Here is a 19,086-nt window from a genome sequence, read left to right on the forward strand (position 1 = left end):
CTATCTCTCCGTGATACTACGAGGACCGCGTAAAGAGCGTAGGCAGCAGGGAGAGCAGCTTGACCCTCGTCCTCGCGTCCTCGTAGTTCCAACTCCTCTCGTCCAGCACATAGCTGAACCCGTCTTTCACGGCGGGGAGATTGTTCCAGATCGGGCCGTTCATGAACTCCTCCATCGCAGTCCTGGACTCGGCGCTTTCCGGGAGCATCATGAACACGCGATCTCCAGCGTAGTGATGGATGGTCTTGGCCGTGATTTCCTTGTATGGCCTGCCTGATTTCATGATCTGCTGGACCTTGCCCGCAGGTCGGAAGCCATCGGGATGATACAAGATGGCGGACAAACCGATATTCCCCATCACGAACAACCGCTTTCCCCGATGGAAGACGAACACGGAAGCCGTCTCCTCGGGACGTATGAGCGGCCGAAGCTGACGCCACATCAGCAACGTATCGCTATTATGATGAAGAAGCCATTGCTGGGCTTCTTTTTTTCTGCCGAACCACTCGCCGAGCATGAGCATTCGGTCGTTCAGCGAACCGCGAGAATTGTAGGCCAGAGTGGGTGCGATCCGCGAAATTTGCGAATAGAGCTTCTCATCGGAATGATCGACGATAATTAAGTCCGGCGAGAGCTTGGAAGCAAGCTCCTGATCAAGCGGTGTATCTTTGCAGAAGAGCTGCTTCTCAATTAACGGAATACCTAGCGCGCTAATATCGCCCGCGGTTTCCCCGCAGTACAGAATCCGGCGCGGGTTGGAAGGGATTCGTACTTCGTGGCCGTTCCAATCTTTAACGAGAATGTTCTGTCTCATGGAGACGGCATATTGCCTGGGCGAGAAACCCGTCATGTGCCTGAAGCGCCGACTGAAATAGTATTCATCGGTAAAGCCGACACGTTCAGCTATTTCCCGAAGAGGGCTCTCCGTGCGGATTAACAACTCTTTGGCGCAATTAATACGCAGCTCCGTCAAGTAATCGAGCGGGTTTTTTCCGGTCAGCTCTTTGAAAATCGACGTGAACTGCCACGAAGGAACATTGGCCATGCGCGCGAGCTGGACAACGGTGATCGGGTCCTGGAAGCTCGTTCGCATGTATTGGATCGCTTGCTCTACCGCTTGGGTGGGGCCCTGCAACTGATCGCCCCCCATATTATGCTCCAGCAGAAAGGCAATGACCTCCTGGAACTGCAATTGTTGACGGTACGCCTCTATGCCGTGCCGGCTTGCATGGCCAACATACAACTGGGCCAACAATTCGTTCCATTGCGACTGCGGATAAACGCGAAGCTCTTGGCGGTCCGGGAATAAAGGTTGACTGTAAGGCTCGGCTTTGCCGTCCTCAATATGGAACACTCCAAAGGCGATCCGAAAATATTCGATTCGCCCATCGTCCATGCTCTCGAATTGGTAAACGGCGGCAGGCGGAAGTAGAAAAACACTGTCCGTCGAGAAGGCCGCGCTGAACGACTCCGTATAGATTCTCCCTTTACCACTCTTAAACACGAATAACGTATAACTTGAAGTAACTTCTTCGGCTAATACCGCGCCGGCGCCATGGTTTAGCAATTCGACATTTATATAATGAAACAACAAGGAATGCAGCGGTATAGGGACTGTCGGAGACGGAGTCATAGGACACCTTCTTTCCTCTCATGAGAACGATTATCAATTGAGGACATTATAAATAAAAAAAAGAAGCTTTTCAACAAGCGTTGAAGAGCTTCTTCAGGTTGGCTTTAGGTTTCGGGAGTTAATGATTCCCTTTTTGATTTAACAATACTTTGGGCAATTCCGTAATCATCCATTCCCTCGATGTCGCATCGCTGTTTGCTTTCAAAATATCGAAGTCGTAGACCTTCCCGCTCTTCACTGCGGGAAGGTTCAGCCAAACTTCACTTGCACGAAGTTCTTTCGTGGAATCCTGCGCCGCAGAATCGACGGGATTCAGAATGAAGATACGGTCGGCCGCATATTTCGGAAGGAGTTCCGTGGATATCTCGATGAATCCGGTCTGCTGGTCGATTAATTCTTGAACGATCGGCAACGGTTTGAACCCGCCCTTTTCATACAAGAATTGAGGGAGGCCCGCCCCTGCCATTACGAAAAGACGATTGCCCGGGTACATCGTGAATACAGAGGCCGTTTCGCCCTCCTGTATGCCGTTTGCACGCAGGTTTGCCCACATATCCGCCGCTTTAACCGTATAAGCCGCCAACCATTCCTCCGCCTCTTGCTTCTTATTCAATAGATCGCCCAAGGTGCGCATCCGTACTTCCAGCGTATCGAACGTATTGAAGGTGACGGTGGGAGCCACCTTCGAAATCGCTTCGTATTGCTGTGTGTCGGAGTTAGAGAAAATAATGAGATCCGGGTTAAGCGTCAAAGCCTTCTCTACGTTCAGCGGAAATCCAACGTCCTGGGCAGCCTGTCTTCCAACACAGTGCCCTCAATAGCCTGCTTCATGATTCCGATCGGTTCGACGCCAAGGGCAAGCAAATCCCCCGTCGTCTCTCCATGATAAATGACCCGCTGCGGTGTGACCGGAACTTCGACCTCATGCTTCGCCCAATCCGTGAACATACGAGTCGTTGCGGCAGACGCTTTCGCCGTTTCAGCGACAGGGCTAGGACTTGCCGATTGGCTTTCCTTCGCCTCGTTGTTGCCGCAGCCTAGCAATAGTCCCCCCATCAGCGCAAAAGTGCTTAATAGAACGAATGCTTTGGATCCTCGATGCATATAAGTTCTCCCCCGAAAATTATTAAAGAAAATGATAATCGTTATCAGTATAAAGGTAATCGTAATGGATAACTGTGCCGTACTCAATGGACAAACTAAAAATGGACGATTGATTTTGTCCAAGTTGTATGCGCGCATACGATTACATTGGTTGAAAATGATACGTAGAGCACCAGGCGAGCTGAGTTATGTCATCATATGAGATATTGTCCGCTAAATTCGTTTCGATACGAAGGCCATCCTTTGCGGGGATGGCCTTCAAATGATATATATCTGATTTCCTTCCCGTAGCTGTGGCCTTGTACCCACCGCCTTAATTTTCCTCTTCTTGTATCGTTCGATTTTCAGTAAGCCGTACTTTATAAGACTCCCCCCATGCTTTCATTGACATAATGATCGGTTCCAAAGTCCTTCCGAAATCAGTAAGGGAGTATTCCACTCTCGGAGGAACCTCTTTATATATTTCGCGATGAATGACGCCATCCCGTTCAAGCTCTCTTAACTGCAATGTGAGCATAAACTGCGTTATTCCCGGATTGAGGCGCCTTAATTGATTGAATCTTTTCGTTCCGTTTAGGAGCTGATAGAGAATAATCCCCTTCCATTTTCCACCAATAACATCCAGCGTTGTTTCAACCGGACATGCTTGCATATCCGGACTTGCTCCATATTTATTTCTCCGGTCTCCCATCAGCTTATCCCCCAATGGTTTGATTTTTAATACTATACCATAAAAATATGCGTACTTACTTAAAGTAATTGCATCGATTTACAATGCAACTATACAACATTTCCTATTTGAGAGGATGATACCCATGAATACTCACCAAAAGATGAAAGCTGTCGGTGCTTACCAATACCTCCCCATATCCAACCCGGAAAGCCTTATTGATCTGCACTTGGATAAACCAGAACCTACAGGCCGCGATTTGCTTGTACGTGTAAAAGCAATCTCAGTCAACCCTGCCGACGTAGGCGTTCGCGAAACACATAACTACGAAGCCGAGTCACCGAAAATTCTTGGTTGGGATGCCGCTGGAATCGTAGAACAAGTTGGTCCCGACTGCCAATTGTTTAAACCTGGGGACAAGGTCTATTATGCGGGCAGCGTGTCTCGTCCAGGCAGTAACAGTGAATTTCATTTGGTTGATGAACGTATTGTGGGAAATATGCCAAGAAGTTTGGATTTCGCAGCCGCCGCTGCATTACCGCTTACCTCGATAACTGCATGGGAGGGCCTGTTTGATCGTTTGGGAATTAGCGCAAATACAGGTGAAAACAAAAACATACTGATTATCGGTGCAGCTGGAGGAGTAGGATCGATTGCCATTCAACTTGCAAAAGCAGCAGGTTTGACCGTCATCGGTACGGCTTCACGTCCAGAGTCAATCCAATGGGTCAAAAATCTCGGTGCGGATTTTACCATAAACCACAACAACGCTTTTCACCCTCAACTCAAGGAAGTTGGCATCGACGCTGTAGATTATATCTTTTGCTTGAATGATACTGTTCAACATCTTGAAAACATGGCGGAAGTCATCGTGCCCCAAGGTAAAATTTGCTCGATCGTTCCTGTAAATAAGGCTACCTGGGCAGGGAGCCTGAAAATGGACTTGCTGTTTTCTAAGAGTGTAACATTTGTATGGGAGTTCATGTTCACACGGTCTTTGTTTCATACCAAGGACATGATGAAACAACACCAATTGTTGAATGAACTGGCGAACTTAATCGACGATGGAAAAATTAAAACTACACTGACTGAACGACTGGAGCCCATTAATGCAGCAAACCTTCGTCTCGCGCATGAAAAGTTGGAATCCGGACGGACCATTGGGAAAATTGTTTTGGAAAAATTCTGATACTGCGAAGACGAAGTAGTCATGTTTGGTTCCAAATGGCGGTAATGTGAATAGACAGCTTTAAGGCCCCCTGGCTAATGTGGGGGCTTTTTGAGTATAAATGGTATGGTGTTGGGGAGACAAATTTTTCTTAGAGTCTGTAAAATATTTTGTGTAAATGGGTCCATCCGTTCCCATAAAGCTCAACTGATCGAACCCTGACACCATGAACTATAAGGTTTTTAAATAGTCTTTAGTTCCTGTTAATTCTGACCATCTGGCTGAAAGAAACTTCGCGTAATTTACCGGAGCGATCCCGTAAGTCCCTAGGGAATGACCATCATTAACCTCAACCAACTTCATATTCCCATCTCGATCAATTCCAAAATCCAAGCCATATGAAGCTGGCGCATCAACAAAATCTTTAACAGCACTGTTTATAACACGTAGATCTAATTTTGAATCCCAGGCACCTTTATACTGCCTGACATCAAGTATTTCTCCATATCGTATAAAGCAACGCCATTCCGTGACAAAATCAACTATTTCCGAGCACCAAATATTCGTATCCTTATCTTATTCAATCAATCCGATAAAATCTTTATATTCCTTAATCACCTTTCCTGCAAATTTTTTTGTGATGTCTTTCGGTTTTACAAAAACATTCCAATCCTGTTTATTTTCCAAAAGCTGTTGAATCGTTGTAGTCCATATTTTCCTGCCAAAGTAATGAGATAAAAAATCTGGATAATCTATCTCTCCTCGGTTTCTTTCTATTCCCAACATTTCAAGACGTCTTCTCACGTTGCCAATACCACCAACTACTATGTCTTCTGGATTATCTTCTTTAACTTCATTAATATCACGAAATTTAGCGATCTCCCACCCTAATGAAGTGAAGCCTTCAAAAGCAATAAATGCATTTACATTGTAAAATTCTCCATTTTTGTTTTCCTGTATATATGCTCTCATCCAGATCGCTCCATTATATTAAATGAGTTTGTTGTTTTAAGTACTACTAAAATAATTCAATCTTCATTTTAGCTCTATATTCAAAACCTCTTCTGATACTTATCATAACATGATCTGGAAAATAACAGGAAATATCTAAACCGCTTGTAAAAAATAAGAAAAGAGCTGTAGTGGCCAGCTCCTCCTTAAAATATTCGATCATTATTTATGTTTTGCATCCATCTCTTTCCGGAAACCTCTCATTGTAATCCTTAGTCAACCATACATCTAAAATCTTATGCACAGCCAAGCTTTAAAATGCTGCTTTGTGTAAAATAAAGCATCGCTGGTGGTCAACTCTGAGATGAGCGTTTGACTCAAAAATGGTCAACTTTTTAACTAGTATTTACTCGTGTACGGTTTGCCTAACGCTTGTTCAAAGCGGTGAATTTCGCCGTCTCTGTACCAACGTAGCCATGTTTCCACCTGCGTCTTGGTCTTGATACAAAGCTACTCCATTACTTCTCTCACAGATCACCCGCCAGACTCATTTCAATAGCCTTTAACTTGATTTCGGCGGGGTAACTTACTCTTGTTGCCACAGAAAAAACACCTCCAAGTTGTTCCCACCTCTTACGACATGGTCACACTCTCTTGGGAGGTGTTTTGATTTGTCTCATGTTATGGGGTCAGTCCCAGATTTAAGTTATCTTGAAACTTTTTCATTTTATCTCGTTTATTTAAGAAATTGTAGAATAAGGCAATACATGTCGAAATGGCAATTTCACTTCTTCTTCCCGTTGATTCATATGTATCTCACAGTTTCTTTTCAACATTCTTCGGTTAAAATCAATTCAGTCAGCTCAGCTATCTTGTGCTGGAGCCTATACATATTTATTTCTTGTGTAACCTGTTCTTTAAAAGAGTAAACCATTTTTGTTTTTCTGCCCAAAACAAAAACGGTTCAAAAGAAGGAGTATTAGGTGCTTTATCATGGTAGTCAATACATAATAGAAACAATTTAGACGGCTCATAACTACCACCACTTTGTCTGTCAAAAATATGACAACATTGTAAAGTACTATATCCTGCTCATAATACTTATCATTTTATTCTATTAATTCTCTCGCATATTCAACTAGCTTTCCTACTCTTTTTTGTAAAAACAGTTCGTAATCAATAACAAGAGCATCATATGGACAAAACGCCGTCTCTAGAATTTCAGACAAGTAAGCAGGATCAATTAATTCTTTGTATACAGAAGGTGACTTATCTTTTATCTTTTGATTATCAGAATTATTTAGAAAACAAATGTTTGCAAGCAAGTTAATCTCCTTCTTGCTGGTTACGTTCAATGTATTTTCCAAATAATTGACCGGGAAAATATGATGAAACTCATTTTTACTTACATTTTTTAAAACTTTGCTTAAATCAACTTTTGCACCTGAGATGAACGATCTTGGCCCCTTATGAGCAAGTAATGTAATGAAAGTTTTAGTATTGACAGTATTAACGTTAAATTGATTACTCATAAAAAATGTAGGATCTACACTACATTCAAAACTTGCAATATCATACTCTTCATTTTTCCTCAATTCGTCCATTGCCCGTAAATCAGCTTTATGAGCATCGGTAACACCACTAGAATATCGTCTTGAGAAACAAGACCTCCAGAACCATCGTATTAGCTGCCTTCTTTGCTTTTCTGTATAAAGGAGGCCATTTTCTTTATCTGTAGCAAAAAATCTAGTAAGGCCAACAATCATGGCTGGGTATGGCATCGATTTAAGAGAGAAAATATTTAGTTCTTTTTGTAAGAAATCAATGCTTGATTTAATGCCGTTCTTAATTTTAGTAAAGTTATTTCTTACCTCTTCACCTTTTAAATTAATTATTGCTGCAGGAGCAGTGTCTCCCGAAATAACACCACTACAACACTTCAATTGTAAATCCTTATCAAAAGATAAATCTCCAAATCCAAATGGCTCTATTTCCTCAGCAAGTTGCGAGAATTCGTCCTGCAAATCAAAATCAGTACTCCAACTCCAAGCTGATAGCAACTGAAAAGTATCTAATTGAGTACCAAATCTATTAATTCGTTCAAAGACAATTGCAACATGATGTTTATCTTCCGTTTCCATTACTTGAATTGGTATGAGAGTTTCTTTGAATTTCTCTTGGAGTTTATCAATAATTACTATTGTTTCAGCGTCAAGACCTTCTGCTGCCTTTCGATACTTTACTGAATCAAATAGGCAATTCATAGGGAAATACCGATTTGGATCAAAGTCTTGTATTTTTAGTGGTACGAATTTACTTTCTTGAATTACATCTTTACTTGTGAAATCAAAATATATTTCCAACCATTCATCATTTTGATTTGGGATTAATTCTGTTTGAAATACACTAAAGAGAGAAGTTAATCTTTGCTGACCATCGAGCACATAGTCAATTGGGTAATCTTTCCTAGGATCAGGAAGTGTATAATTTCCTAAATCCCTTTCGACCTTCAGCCGTTCTCTTGTCCTCCAAAGTAGTATCGTTCCAATAGGAAAACCTTTATATATACTGTCTAATAAATATGAAACTTGCTCAGATGACCACACATATCCTCTTTGGAATGCAGGTATTCTGATTTCACCTGATGTAATTTTTTCAATTACTTTCCTTATCGTAAGAGGCTCTGCCAAATTATTTCATCCCCTCAAAAATTTTTCACAAGAATACTATATCAAATATTTTAAAATAATCACAATGGATTGTTGTCCTCACTTATGATAAGGCTCCCCCCGACTAATCCGAAACGCCCGATAAACCTGCTCCAACAACACCAACCGTACCAACTGATGCGGAAACGTCATCTTTGAAAACGACAACAGCGCATCCGCACGCTTCAGCACCGTGTCTGCCAGTCCCAACGATCCGCCGATCACAAATGCCACCTGGCTGCGCCCGTGCAGGGCCAGCCTGTCCAGCTCCGCCGACAGCTTTTCCGATGACCACATCTGTCCCTCGATCGCCAGCGCGATTACGTACTGGTCCTGCTTGATCTGCGCCAGGATGCGCTCGCCTTCTTTGCGCTTCACCTGCTCCATCTCGGCGGCGCTCATTTCTTCCGGAGCCTTTTCGTCGCTGACTTCGATTACTTGCAGCTTGCAGTAGGCAGACAGGCGCTTGCTGTACTCGTCGATGCCTTCGCGCAAATATTTTTCCTTTAGTTTGCCTACCGTAATGATTGTGATTTGCACGATCGTCTACATTCCTTTCTCTTTCAAAAGCGCAATCTGACCTGGCTCGCCGCATACTCGGCAGCGCTTGTCTGCTGCGTCGTCGTCAATTGCTTTTGCCGGATAGGTGTCCGGCGCTGCCTCGAAGTCGTTTACGTAGTCGTCCAGTTCCTGCTCTATATGCTCCATGCAAGAAAACCGTACAGGATACCCCGCCTCCAACTCCACCTTTTGCCCATCTATTTGAATGCTGTCCATCATTTTGCCTTTGTCCATGTCCATTGCCTCTTTTCCGCGCATTTTCATGTCGTTTCCTATTCTACCCCAGAACGCCAGCAAAACAAATCCATCTGCTTCGAACCGAGCTAAGCTGACTTGTCATCGTGGACGCTCCGTCACGTCATCACCTAGCCCGGAGCCTGCACCAGAACCCCAGAATCCCGGCACTTCCTGAACCATAGCTAAAGATGCACAAAAGAGTGCGGAGATACCCCAGCACAAACATGCTAAAAAGCAAAAAAAGAGAGCGCCGATCTCAGCTCGACGCTCTTCAATGAAGGGATCTATTTAAAAATAGATAGAGGGGGGAACATATATGCAAACGGGACAAATTCGTCCCGGAATTGCTACCAATGATTGCTCGTCCTGCGGGCTATTCATGCCGCCGCAAGCCACCAGCATACTTCCTTCTTTCTGCTACACTTACTCACACAGCCTGGCTTACACATGCCATCTGACTATCCTCGTTGGGAAAAGGGACGGCATCCGGCTTACATAAGCCATCCATCCGTCTGTCCTCGTTTGAAAAAGGAACGGCATCTGGCCTACATAAGCCATCCGTCCGTCTGTCCTCGTTTGAAAAAGGAACGGCATCTGGCCTACATAAGCCATCCGTCCGTCTGTCCTCGCTTGAAAAAGGAACGGCATTCAGCATACATACGCCACTCGTCCGATTATCCTCGTTGGGAAAGGAGTTACATCCAGCTTACATATACCATCCGACTATCCTCGCTTGAAAAAAGAATCGCATCCGGCATACATAAGCCACGAACCCTCATCGCAAGCGCGAGTCATTTCAATCGATGCTTTGCCTTTGCTTACTGCGGTGTTTTCGTCAACTTAACTGTAGCTGTCTTCTTAACACCATCGCGATAGTAGGTAATGACCACCGAATCGCCTGGCTTTTTGTTCAAGGTCAAGAATTTGCGCAACTGGGCGCCATTCGAGATGTCCTTGTTGTCCAGTTTGACGATGACGTCATATTGCTTCAGGCCGACTTGCCCTGCTGGAGAGAATTTGCCTACTTCGCCTTGAACCACTACCCCTGCCTGCACATCGTCCGGCAGATTCAGTGTTTCTTTCCAATGCACTCGCGGCACGTTTGTCAGGTCGAATGGCTGCACGCCGAGGTAAGCGCGCTCCAGCTTGCCTTTTTCCATCAGTTCGCTGACGATGACTTTTACATCATTGATTGGGAGGGCAAAGCCCAAGCCTTCCACGCCTTCTTTGGAAATCTTCAAGGTGTTGATTCCGATGACCTGGCCTTCGATGTTGACCAGTGCGCCCCCGCTATTGCCCGGGTTGATCGCGGCATCCGTTTGCAAAACGTCCAGCTCCCAGTCGTCCTGGCCGTCTTCGTTAAAGTCCATTGGCATCGAGCGTTCCAGCGAGCTGATGATACCTTGCGTCACTGTGCGGGAAAACTTCATTCCCAGCGGGTTCCCGATCGCGATGGCCGGCTCGCCTACTTGCAGCGTGGAGGAATCCCCAAGCTCGGCTACTGTCGTTACTTTCGCTCCATCGATCTCCAGAACAGCCAAGTCAGCGTACGGGTCGGCACCCAAAACCTTCGCGTCTACCTTTTCACCAGTGGGCAAAGCAATTTGCAGCTTCTGCGCCTGATCGATTACGTGGTAGTTGGTGATGATGTGGGCTTTTCCGCCCTTTTTCTCGAAAATGACGCCAGAGCCTTCGCCCTGCTCGACATCTTGTGTATTGCTGAACCAGTTGGTTCGAGTTCGTCCGATATTAATCACGCCGACTACTGCGTTCTCCACTTTTTTCACTGCGTTGACTGTACCCGTTTCCACCTTTACAGAGACAGGCTGGGCAAACAGGTTGGCTGCCGGGTTGCTCATGACATTCGTTGTCCCTGGCTTGACCATGTTGATATATCCGGAGTTGGAGAGAGTCGGCAGCATGAGCAGGACGACCATTCCCCCAATCACCGCTGACGTTACTGACGTCAGAACAGTACGACCGATTGAACCGCTTCGTTTTTTCCGCTCCACATGAGTCAAATCATCATAGTACCCCATGATTCACACTCTCCTTCTTCCTCTACTAATACTAGGGTTACAGGTTTGCGTTACTCCTATACACCTGTATCACAGGTTTGCATGTATGAGTTCTGGTTGACTGCTTCCTTTTGACACCCTTAGTATACGTCTTGGTTTCGGCAAAATCGCGTGAGAAATATGGAAAGGTTGTGGAATGCAAAAAGCCCTCGGAATATTTCACCGAAGGCCCGGATATGCTAGATTAAAAGCTTTTTACGACCCCATCCAAATTGAAAGGGTTGATAGATATGAAAGAGGTACAGATTATCGCCAAGCTTGCCGATCTGCAAGAAACCGATTACCGCAACACGCTTGTCCTGCACGCTCTCATCGATATCCTCGTTGCCAAAGGCTTGCTGACACATGACGAGCTGACAGAAAAAGTAACCGAGCTGGATAGTCAACTGAGCTTTCAACTCGATACGATCGCCCAGCTTTCGAACGCCATCAGCCGTCGCCAAACCCAGACCAAACCGCTCCTATAGCTCTTCCAGCTTGGTCGGCCGATCAGGGTATGTATCGCGCAAATGCACATCGTTGCCGACCGCCAGACCTTTTTCCTCCAAAATGTTTTTCACCGTCAGTCTGGCGAGGTCGATCATGTTGTTCTCCTTGCTCAAGTGAGCCAAATACACTCGCTCTGCTCCCCCTGTGAGACAATCGATCAGGGCGTCGCCTGCCGCTTCATTGGACAAGTGGCCCACATCACTCAAAATGCGCCGCTTGATGCTCCACGGATATTGCGACATGCGCAGCAGCTCCACATCGTGGTTGGACTCAAATACGTACGCATCCGCACCGCGAATCGTCTCTTTGATCCGATCGCTGACATAGCCCAGGTCTGTTGCGACACTCAGCTTTTTTTTGCCATGGTAAAAGCAAAAGCCCATCGGCTCCGCCGCATCGTGCGAGATGCCAAACGATTCAATGCCCAAATCCTCAAGCTCTTGCTTCTCTCCTACGGCAAAGAGCCGCTTCTGGTCTTCCTTGATCGTGCCGATCTGCCCGTTCAGCTCTGCCCACGTTTTTTCATTGGCGTAAATCGGCAGATCGTATCGCCGCGCCATCACTCCGACCCCTTTGATATGGTCGACGTGCTCGTGCGTAACGAGAATCGCACTCAAATCGGCTGGATTGACGCCGATCGTCTGGAGCGCCGCCTCGGCCTGTTTGCCCGTAATCCCCACATCGATCAGCACGGAAACACGATCTGTCGCTACGTAAATGGCATTGCCTGTGCTCCCGCTTGCCAACACACTAAATCTCACCGAACATCCCTCTTCCCGTAACTTTCCCTGACAGTCTGTCTATATCTGCTACCTGTTCGTAACCATCGCGCGCTCCAGAGCACCTGTGAACGCATTGACAAAATGCTGCTTGCCGTCGTGAATGACTCGCCATACCGGAGCAAGCGCCTGAATGTCCGCGTCATATGAACCGTAATAGCCCAAGCTGACATTCTCGATCCGTTCTCCCGGCTGAATGATTTTCTTTTCCACCATCGACTGCAATGCTTTGTAACCGGAGATGACCTGGCGCACGCCTTTTTGTTCCCGTACATGGAAAAAGGTTTGCCTGTATCCCAAAATCGTCCCGCTTTCCAAGTACACTTCCAAAGGGGCAATGTAGATCGGCATCTTTTCGTGAACTTGCCAGTACAGCAGACGTGATTGGTTCGACTGGTACGAATCCGGCCCGTACTGATCGGCGTACATCAGTTTTGGCCCGATCTGACGCAGCAACTCATTTGGCGTCAGCTGACCGCGAAGCTGAATCGGCGGATCAAGTCTTGCCGCAAGCGACATCTTTTCCACCGTAGCTTGAATCCCTGGTAAATCATGCAGGTTAATCGGATTAATCCCGACGTATTCAGCGTCCAAATAAGCCATCTCGGGCGTTTCCTGAGGCACTTCCGTGTCCAGGGAAATATTTTGCTGGTTGAGATACATCTCCATATTCCACTTCTCGCCCTGCGCCACTTCCTTGTCATTCCACAAGCTGATGCGCGTCACGTACACCTGGTAGCACAGAAACAGATCGAGCAGCAGGAAGGCCCAGATCAGAATGGTCTTGGTTCTACTCCAATCCATGCGTCTCTCCCCCTCCCTGCTGCACCCGTGCGAGAATATAGAGATTCCCCTGATTCGCCAGCTCGACGATCCAGGTTGGGATCAAGTCGACATAACCGTTTCCGATGACCGTTTGATAGGCGAGATACGCATTGGTGATTTGCTCCGTATCCGCCAGTTTTTTGTCCCTGATCAACTGATACAGCTCCGGTCCCGACAGGATGGTCTGCTCGCTGTTGCCAATATATTTGTCCAAATCGAGCAGAGAGCGATTCATTGTCACAACTTGTCCCGCTTCCGAAGTAATCTGGATCGTATCAATCTGAATCGGCACACTTGTGCTGACCAACGGATAGGCGCCCACATACTGCCGGAACGTAATCAGGTCCTTTTCATTGTAGCTTTTTTTAATCCGCTCAAAATGAAAGTCATCGAGCCATCCGAGATGCTTGTTGATAAAAGTAACTGCGCCTTGGACTTTTTCCTCATCAGACAACTCTTGCGCCCGCTGCTGGTAAGCCGGGTCTGTAAAAGTAATCGCCTGCTGCTCTGCCCTCAGTTGAATAGACCTGCTTCCGTCTGTAAAAATAACCGTCTTGTCCCGCTCCATGATTTGCCTCACCAGCGACTGATCGATAAAATACGCTTCCATCAGACGATCGTTGGTGACTGGCACATAGCTGTAGCGGAATTGCTGCATGCGCGACTGATTTTTCGGCAAATAATACGTACTCCAAATCGGCGCCGGCCCTTCAATCGCTGTAAAAGTTCGCTCCGGTTTGACCACCTTCATGATTTGCTCCGGCATGGAGCTTCCGGAAGCCAGATACGACTCTCGCAAATCTTTCGGACTGATCGACGTGCGGGAACGCATCATGCGGCCTTCCTCTGTGGAGAGAAATAGCGCATAGACGACATCCTCGTCTTTTTCGTAGTACAGCCAAATCCGGTCGATTCCTTTGATTTCGCGGTCATACTCGTCGCGAAACGTTACCAAGCGGCCAACAATCGACAAAGGAATCGTGCTGCGAAAGCGAACCTCGATCCCTAACTTTTCCCGGGCAATTTCCCCCCACTTGTCATTCGACAACGCATACGGAGAAAAATCGAGAAAAATCCACTTGGACATCTCACTCACGATCAAGCTGTACGGAGCATCTGTCGCTACTGCCCGCGTATGGCGTTCTTCCCCGTAATGAAAGACCACCGACTCCGGAGTGACCAGTTGCTCCAACGTCTTTTCCTTGACGGGCTTGGACTCTGTATATTGTGCAGGCTCGATAAATTGCAAATTGGGCTGGTTCGCCCACAGCATCGCTGTCAGGCAAAAACTGGACACTACCAGCACGATAAGCAAGACGGTCTTGGCAGGCTCCAGCATCCGCTTCATCCCGCACTACCTCCTTGGGCAAATGGGACCCAGAACGTCACCGTCGTCCCCACGTTCCATTCGCTGGTAATCTCGATATCTGCGCCATGGGCCTGTACCAGTTCACGAGCGATAGCCAGTCCCAGACCAGTACCTCCCTGTCCCCGCGAGCGGGCTTTGTCCACCCGATAGAACCGTTCGAAAATCCGCTTCAAATCACGGGCAGGTATCCCGATCCCAGTGTCGCTGATGGAGATTTGCACACGGTTCAAGCTGCGGTTTTCTTTGGCAGAGAGCACGACCATGCCGCCTTGGGACGTATACTTGATCGCATTGGACAACAAATTGTCCAGTACCTGATTGATCGCATCCAGGTCGATGTAAACAGGCGGGAGCTTGCTCGGCACATCAACGGCAAGCTGAACCTCCTGCTGCTCGCTGAAGATGGAAAAGCGATCCGCCGCATAGCGCAACAGCCGGCCGAGGTCCGCCTCCTTGCAATGCAGGCGCACACCTTGGGAGTCGAAGCGACTTAGCTGCAACAAGTCGTTGACCAAACGGATCATCCGCTCCGTCTCGGACATGGTGACTTTCAAGAAGCGATTGGACAGATCAGGCTCGTCCACCGCACCATCCAGCAAAGCTTCTACATAGCTTTTGATCGTCGTCAGTGGAGTGCGCAGCTCGTGCGATACGTTGGCGACGAACTCCCTGCGCTGTTGCTCCAGCCGCTGCTGCTCTGTCACGTCTGCCACTACTGCGATGATTCCGCCCTTTTTGCCGCTGTCGTGCTGCAACGGCGTAAACGTCACGCGCAAAATAACTTCTTCCTGATTGGGCAGGCGCATTTCAATGAAGAGCGGCTCCTCCTGGGCGTACAACGACATTTCGTCCTCAGGGGGAAGCCCCAGCAAATCAGCCAACGTTCTCTTTTTGCGCAGGACGTCAGCCATTCGCACTTGCAGCATCTCTTCCGCAGCGCGGTTGAACAAAATAATCTGGTCGCTGCGGTTGGCGGCAATCACGCCATCTGTCATGTTGCTCAAAATACCGGCGAGCTTTTCCCGCTCTTCTTCCTGCTGCAAAATCGCTTCCTGCAACCGCAGCGTCATATGGTTGAAAGCCATCCCGAGTTGTCCGATTTCGTCGTCGCTGTACACGCGCACACTGCTGTTAAAATCACCATCGGCAACAAGCCTTGCCTGCTTCGTCATTTCCTTGATCGGCTTCGTAATGGTCCGGGCGAGCACCACGCCAAGCACCGCTGTGATGACGAGCGCAAACATCGTGCCCGTCGCCAAGATCCCGTTCATTTTGCGAATCGTCGTATAGGTTCCTTCCATGGAAGCCATCATGTAGACAGCGCCGTAGACAATCTGATCGCCTTTTACGGGCAGTACCAGCACTTTGACTCGCGCTCCGGTCCGCGGATCAATCCGCATCGATTCACTGCGCGTTCCGAGCAATGCCACCGTAACTTCCGGCTGCGAGGTGCGCTGGCCGATCGTGCTCTTGTCCTCTGTCGTGCTGACCACCGTTCCCGTCTGGTCAATGACTTGGACGTTGGCGCCGTTTATTTTCACCAGGTTGTTGATGAGATTGTCGATGTCCTGGCGATTTTGCTCCACGCTCGGTTCTTTTCCGTCACGCGGCCGCAAATCGCTTTCCAGGAGACTCGCCAACAGACTCGCTTGAGCATTCAACGCCTCTGAAAAGTTATTTATGTAATAGCTTTCCACTTCCCGAGCGAAATAAGCGCCGATGAACTGCATGGCAAGCAGGATCAGCAGCATGTAGATGACGACCATTTTCCACTGGATCGTTTTAAACAGCCGCCTCATCATCCAGGCGTGCCTCCCACTCCGGGATTGCGCATCGTGTAGCCCAAGCCACGACGAGTTATAATGTACTTCGGCTGGCTAGGATCGTCCTCGATCTTTTCACGCAAGCGGCGAATCGTAACGTCTACTGTCCGCACATCGCCAAAGTAGTCAAAGCCCCAAACAGACTGAAGCAGGTGCTCCCGCGTCATCACTTGTCCCTGGTGGCGGGCCAAGTACATCAGCAGCTCAAACTCGCGGTGGGTCAAATCCAGCAGCTCTCCCACTTTTTCCACCGTGTAGGAATTTAAATCGATCTCCAGCTCGTGTACCCGCAACAGATGCTGACTGTCTTTCTCTTCGGCTTTCGGACGATTGCGGCGCAAGTGAGCCTTCACCCGTGCCACCAGCTCGCGCGTACTGAAAGGCTTCGTGACGTAATCATCCGCCCCCAGCTCCAATCCAAGCACCTTGTCCAGCTCCGAGTCTTTGGCTGTCAGCATGATAATCGGGATATCATGTGTTTGACGGACAGCGCGGCATACATCCATCCCGTCCCTGCCAGGCAGCATGACATCCAGCAAAATCAGGTCCGGTCTCTCATCCTGCACGACAACGAGCGCTTCGTCGCCATCGTAGGCGCACACGACCTGGTACCCTTCTTTTTCAAAAGTGAACTTCAATATATCTGCAATCGGCTTTTCATCATCTACCACGAGGAGTTTTGCCATCCCGCTCCCTCCTTTTCCTTATAACAATTCCACTTCGCACATCGCTATTCCTCTACAATACACCATGTCCGGGCTGCATAGAAACCCCTGCCAGACACTCCCTGCCCTTGTATGCAAAAACATCCTGATACGACAAAAAGGGCTCCTCCAAAGAGTCGCCCTTCTTCATCCAAAAATTACATGTCTATTTTAAGTAACGAATCGGGTTTTGAACTCGTCCATTTTGATGAACCTCAAAATGAAGATGGACACCTGTGGAGTCTCCTGTCGAACCCTTAACGCCAATTTTCTTTCCTTGTTCAACAACATCGCCGACTTTTACGCTGATCGTGTTCAGGTGACCGTACAGCGTCTCCATGCCATTGCCGTGGTCGATGATGATTGCTTTTCCGTAATCGCCGTCCCAGCCCGCGAATTTTACGCGGCCGTTGTCTGCCGCCATGACAGACCCTTGTCCGGCAATATCAATTCCTTTATGCAGTCTGCCCCAACGAGAACCGAAGCCACTGCTCACATATCCGCTGGCTGGCCAGCTCAAACGGCCTGTCCCACGCGAAGGAATCACTTTTGTTCCGCGTTCCATGATTTTTGCTACAGGCTGTGCAACTACATCTTGTTTGATAACCTTGCGATCCACCACTTGTCCATTTTCTTTCACTACTTCGTATTGAACGAGCTTCGTACCGTTTTTACCTTCTTGAATAACCTTTGTTTCCCCTTTGGGAAGCTTCTCGTTGTTATTGATCTGCGTAGAGAACGCGATCATCTCTTGCTGGGATACTTCTTCCTTTACTCGCACGGTAACCAACGGACGAATCGCTGTCACATTGATTTCCTGACCGAGCTGCAAAAGTGTATTTTCCGTAATGCCCGGGTTGTTGGCATAGATGTCTTTTGAAGTAATGCCGTATTTTTTGGCGATGCAGCCGATGCAATCTCCTTCAACTACGGTGTGTTTCAAATCTTTGAAAGAGCCTTTGACCAAAAGTTCTTCCACTTTTTCGGCAGGCAAAATTTGAGCTGCAGCTACTGGTTCGGTCTGCAACTCTACGTTTTCTTTGAATGTTACTTCTTTTACCGGGTTTGCTTTCACTTCAGACATGGAAGCTGCTGCTACTGCCGCTTGCTTGCCAGTCAAAGCTGGAACGCCGGAATATTTTTGCTTCACGTCAGCCAGCACTTTGTCAGCTGATTCCTGATCAGGCAAGTAACCGACTACTTTTCCGTCAATGATCAGCTTCACTGCCTGAACTTTGATGTCTGCGATCGAAGCAAGTGCTTTGACAGCTGCATCGTTGTCGTAAGATGCTTTAAATTCACGCTCTTCCTGGAATGTTACATAATCAGCGAGCGTCAGGTTCAGACCTTTTTTTGCTTTTTCCTCTTCCAGCTTCGCTGTCGTCCAGTCATGAATGACTTTCGGGTCGTTCACCACACCGATTTCCTGTCCGTTGACGATGACATGATAAACGGATGTGACATTGCTCGTGTAATAGTATTGTGCAGAAGCTCCCGCTGCCACCGTAACGACCAATCCCGCTGCGATGGAAAGTGTCTGCTTTTTATGTTCTTGGATGTACGAGCTTGTACGTTTCATTGCGCGTTTCGCCAGATCGCTGCAATCTCGAACGATACGTTCTGACCGTTCTTGCAGCTTGGCCGTCCACTCAGACCATTGCATAACTTGTCCCTCCTGAAAACAGATACAACTATCTCGTTCCATTTCCGAAAATTTTAAAAATACCGACTAGGTCATATATCCCAAAATTTAGTTTCCAATTATCTGCCAAAATGCCCAAAGAAACCAACTATGTCGACTTTACCATAAGTTTCACGACAACATCAAGTGTAAATTGCTGTCGAATAAAAATTATGACGAGCGAATATTCACCAGATGGACAAACATTTGGGGGATATTTTCATTACTGGGAGAGCAATAGCCTGAGGCAAACAATAAACAGCCATCTTTCCTGATCGTACGGAAAGATGGCTTATTTCGTCGCGG

The 19,086-nt window shown here is 47.5% G+C and carries 16 protein-coding genes and 2 pseudogenes; 2 read left to right on the forward strand and 16 right to left on the reverse strand.

Going from position 1 to position 19,086, the window contains the following annotated elements; translation table 11 throughout:
• Positions 1 to 16: 16 nt before the first annotated feature.
• From NST23_RS28115 to NST23_RS28130, 4 genes are all read right to left on the reverse strand, one after another.
• On the reverse strand, positions 17 to 1,504 hold the full coding sequence (locus tag NST23_RS28115; RefSeq protein WP_309538518.1) for an AraC family transcriptional regulator: 1,488 nt from the start codon (positions 1,502 to 1,504) through the stop codon (positions 17 to 19).
• 247 nt (positions 1,505 to 1,751) lie between these two features.
• Positions 1,752 to 2,384 (reverse strand): ABC transporter substrate-binding protein, encoded by a 633-nt coding sequence (locus NST23_RS28120; protein ID WP_340965141.1) that lies wholly within the window; start codon positions 2,382 to 2,384, stop codon positions 1,752 to 1,754.
• Positions 2,385 to 2,398: 14 nt separating this feature from the next.
• Positions 2,399 to 2,737, reverse strand: coding sequence for a hypothetical protein (locus tag NST23_RS28125; RefSeq protein ID WP_340965143.1), 339 nt, complete (start codon positions 2,735 to 2,737; stop codon positions 2,399 to 2,401).
• Between the two features lie 313 nt (positions 2,738 to 3,050).
• Complete coding sequence (locus NST23_RS28130; RefSeq protein WP_122962262.1) at positions 3,051 to 3,428, reverse strand: winged helix-turn-helix transcriptional regulator; 378 nt, start codon at positions 3,426 to 3,428, stop codon at positions 3,051 to 3,053.
• 124 nt (positions 3,429 to 3,552) lie between these two features.
• Here NST23_RS28130 and NST23_RS28135 point away from each other — a divergent pair, with 124 nt between their 5' ends.
• Positions 3,553 to 4,596: a zinc-binding alcohol dehydrogenase family protein gene (locus NST23_RS28135; RefSeq protein WP_173597205.1), complete on the forward strand. Its 1,044-nt coding sequence runs from the start codon at positions 3,553 to 3,555 to the stop codon at positions 4,594 to 4,596.
• Between the two features lie 210 nt (positions 4,597 to 4,806).
• On the opposite strand, the pseudogene NST23_RS28140 reads toward NST23_RS28135, so the two are convergent.
• The 6 genes and pseudogenes from NST23_RS28140 to NST23_RS28165 form a co-directional block, all read right to left on the reverse strand.
• Positions 4,807 to 5,547: pseudogene (locus NST23_RS28140) on the reverse strand (ATP-grasp domain-containing protein).
• Between the two features lie 390 nt (positions 5,548 to 5,937).
• Positions 5,938 to 6,077: pseudogene (locus NST23_RS28145) on the reverse strand (IS3 family transposase); the annotation flags it as partial.
• A gap of 558 nt (positions 6,078 to 6,635) precedes the next feature.
• A complete protein-coding gene (locus NST23_RS28150) occupies positions 6,636 to 8,216 on the reverse strand; it encodes a GmrSD restriction endonuclease domain-containing protein (RefSeq protein WP_173597204.1) in 1,581 nt (526 codons plus the stop codon).
• 78 nt (positions 8,217 to 8,294) lie between these two features.
• Entirely contained in the window at positions 8,295 to 8,774 is a 480-nt protein-coding gene (rlmH, locus tag NST23_RS28155; protein WP_063231642.1) for a 23S rRNA (pseudouridine(1915)-N(3))-methyltransferase RlmH, read from the reverse strand.
• Positions 8,775 to 8,780: 6 nt separating this feature from the next.
• Positions 8,781 to 9,029 carry a CxxH/CxxC protein gene (locus NST23_RS28160; RefSeq protein WP_229049781.1) on the reverse strand — a complete coding sequence of 83 codons (249 nt, stop codon included), beginning with the start codon at positions 9,027 to 9,029 and terminating at the stop codon, positions 8,781 to 8,783.
• 821 nt (positions 9,030 to 9,850) lie between these two features.
• Positions 9,851 to 11,071, reverse strand: coding sequence for a S1C family serine protease (locus tag NST23_RS28165; RefSeq protein WP_122962257.1), 1,221 nt, complete (start codon positions 11,069 to 11,071; stop codon positions 9,851 to 9,853).
• A gap of 269 nt (positions 11,072 to 11,340) precedes the next feature.
• Between NST23_RS28165 and NST23_RS28170 the strand changes: the two genes are divergently transcribed.
• Positions 11,341 to 11,577 (forward strand): hypothetical protein, encoded by a 237-nt coding sequence (locus NST23_RS28170; RefSeq protein ID WP_217021982.1) that lies wholly within the window; start codon positions 11,341 to 11,343, stop codon positions 11,575 to 11,577.
• Here NST23_RS28170 and NST23_RS28175 read toward each other — a convergent pair.
• The 6 genes from NST23_RS28175 to NST23_RS28200 form a co-directional block, all read right to left on the reverse strand.
• Positions 11,572 to 12,360 carry an MBL fold metallo-hydrolase gene (locus tag NST23_RS28175; protein WP_063231647.1) on the reverse strand — a complete coding sequence of 263 codons (789 nt, stop codon included), beginning with the start codon at positions 12,358 to 12,360 and terminating at the stop codon, positions 11,572 to 11,574. The two genes, NST23_RS28170 and NST23_RS28175, sit on opposite strands and share 6 nt — an antisense overlap.
• Before the next feature lie 48 nt (positions 12,361 to 12,408).
• Positions 12,409 to 13,182 (reverse strand): two-component system regulatory protein YycI, encoded by a 774-nt coding sequence (locus NST23_RS28180; protein WP_122962254.1) that lies wholly within the window; start codon positions 13,180 to 13,182, stop codon positions 12,409 to 12,411.
• Positions 13,169 to 14,551: a YycH family regulatory protein gene (locus tag NST23_RS28185; protein ID WP_217021981.1), complete on the reverse strand. Its 1,383-nt coding sequence runs from the start codon at positions 14,549 to 14,551 to the stop codon at positions 13,169 to 13,171. The genes NST23_RS28180 and NST23_RS28185 overlap by 14 nt, the downstream gene beginning before the upstream one ends.
• Positions 14,548 to 16,371: a cell wall metabolism sensor histidine kinase WalK gene (gene walK / locus NST23_RS28190; RefSeq protein ID WP_217022157.1), complete on the reverse strand. Its 1,824-nt coding sequence runs from the start codon at positions 16,369 to 16,371 to the stop codon at positions 14,548 to 14,550. The genes NST23_RS28185 and walK overlap by 4 nt, the downstream gene beginning before the upstream one ends.
• Positions 16,371 to 17,081, reverse strand: coding sequence for a response regulator YycF (gene yycF / locus NST23_RS28195; protein ID WP_122962252.1), 711 nt, complete (start codon positions 17,079 to 17,081; stop codon positions 16,371 to 16,373). The genes walK and yycF overlap by 1 nt, the downstream gene beginning before the upstream one ends.
• Before the next feature lie 184 nt (positions 17,082 to 17,265).
• Complete coding sequence (locus NST23_RS28200; RefSeq protein ID WP_122962251.1) at positions 17,266 to 18,762, reverse strand: M23 family metallopeptidase; 1,497 nt, start codon at positions 18,760 to 18,762, stop codon at positions 17,266 to 17,268.
• Between the last annotated feature and the right edge of the window lie 324 nt (positions 18,763 to 19,086).

This window comes from Brevibacillus sp. FSL K6-0770 (assembly GCF_038000275.1).
GTDB classification, from domain to species: domain Bacteria; phylum Bacillota; class Bacilli; order Brevibacillales; family Brevibacillaceae; genus Brevibacillus; species Brevibacillus parabrevis.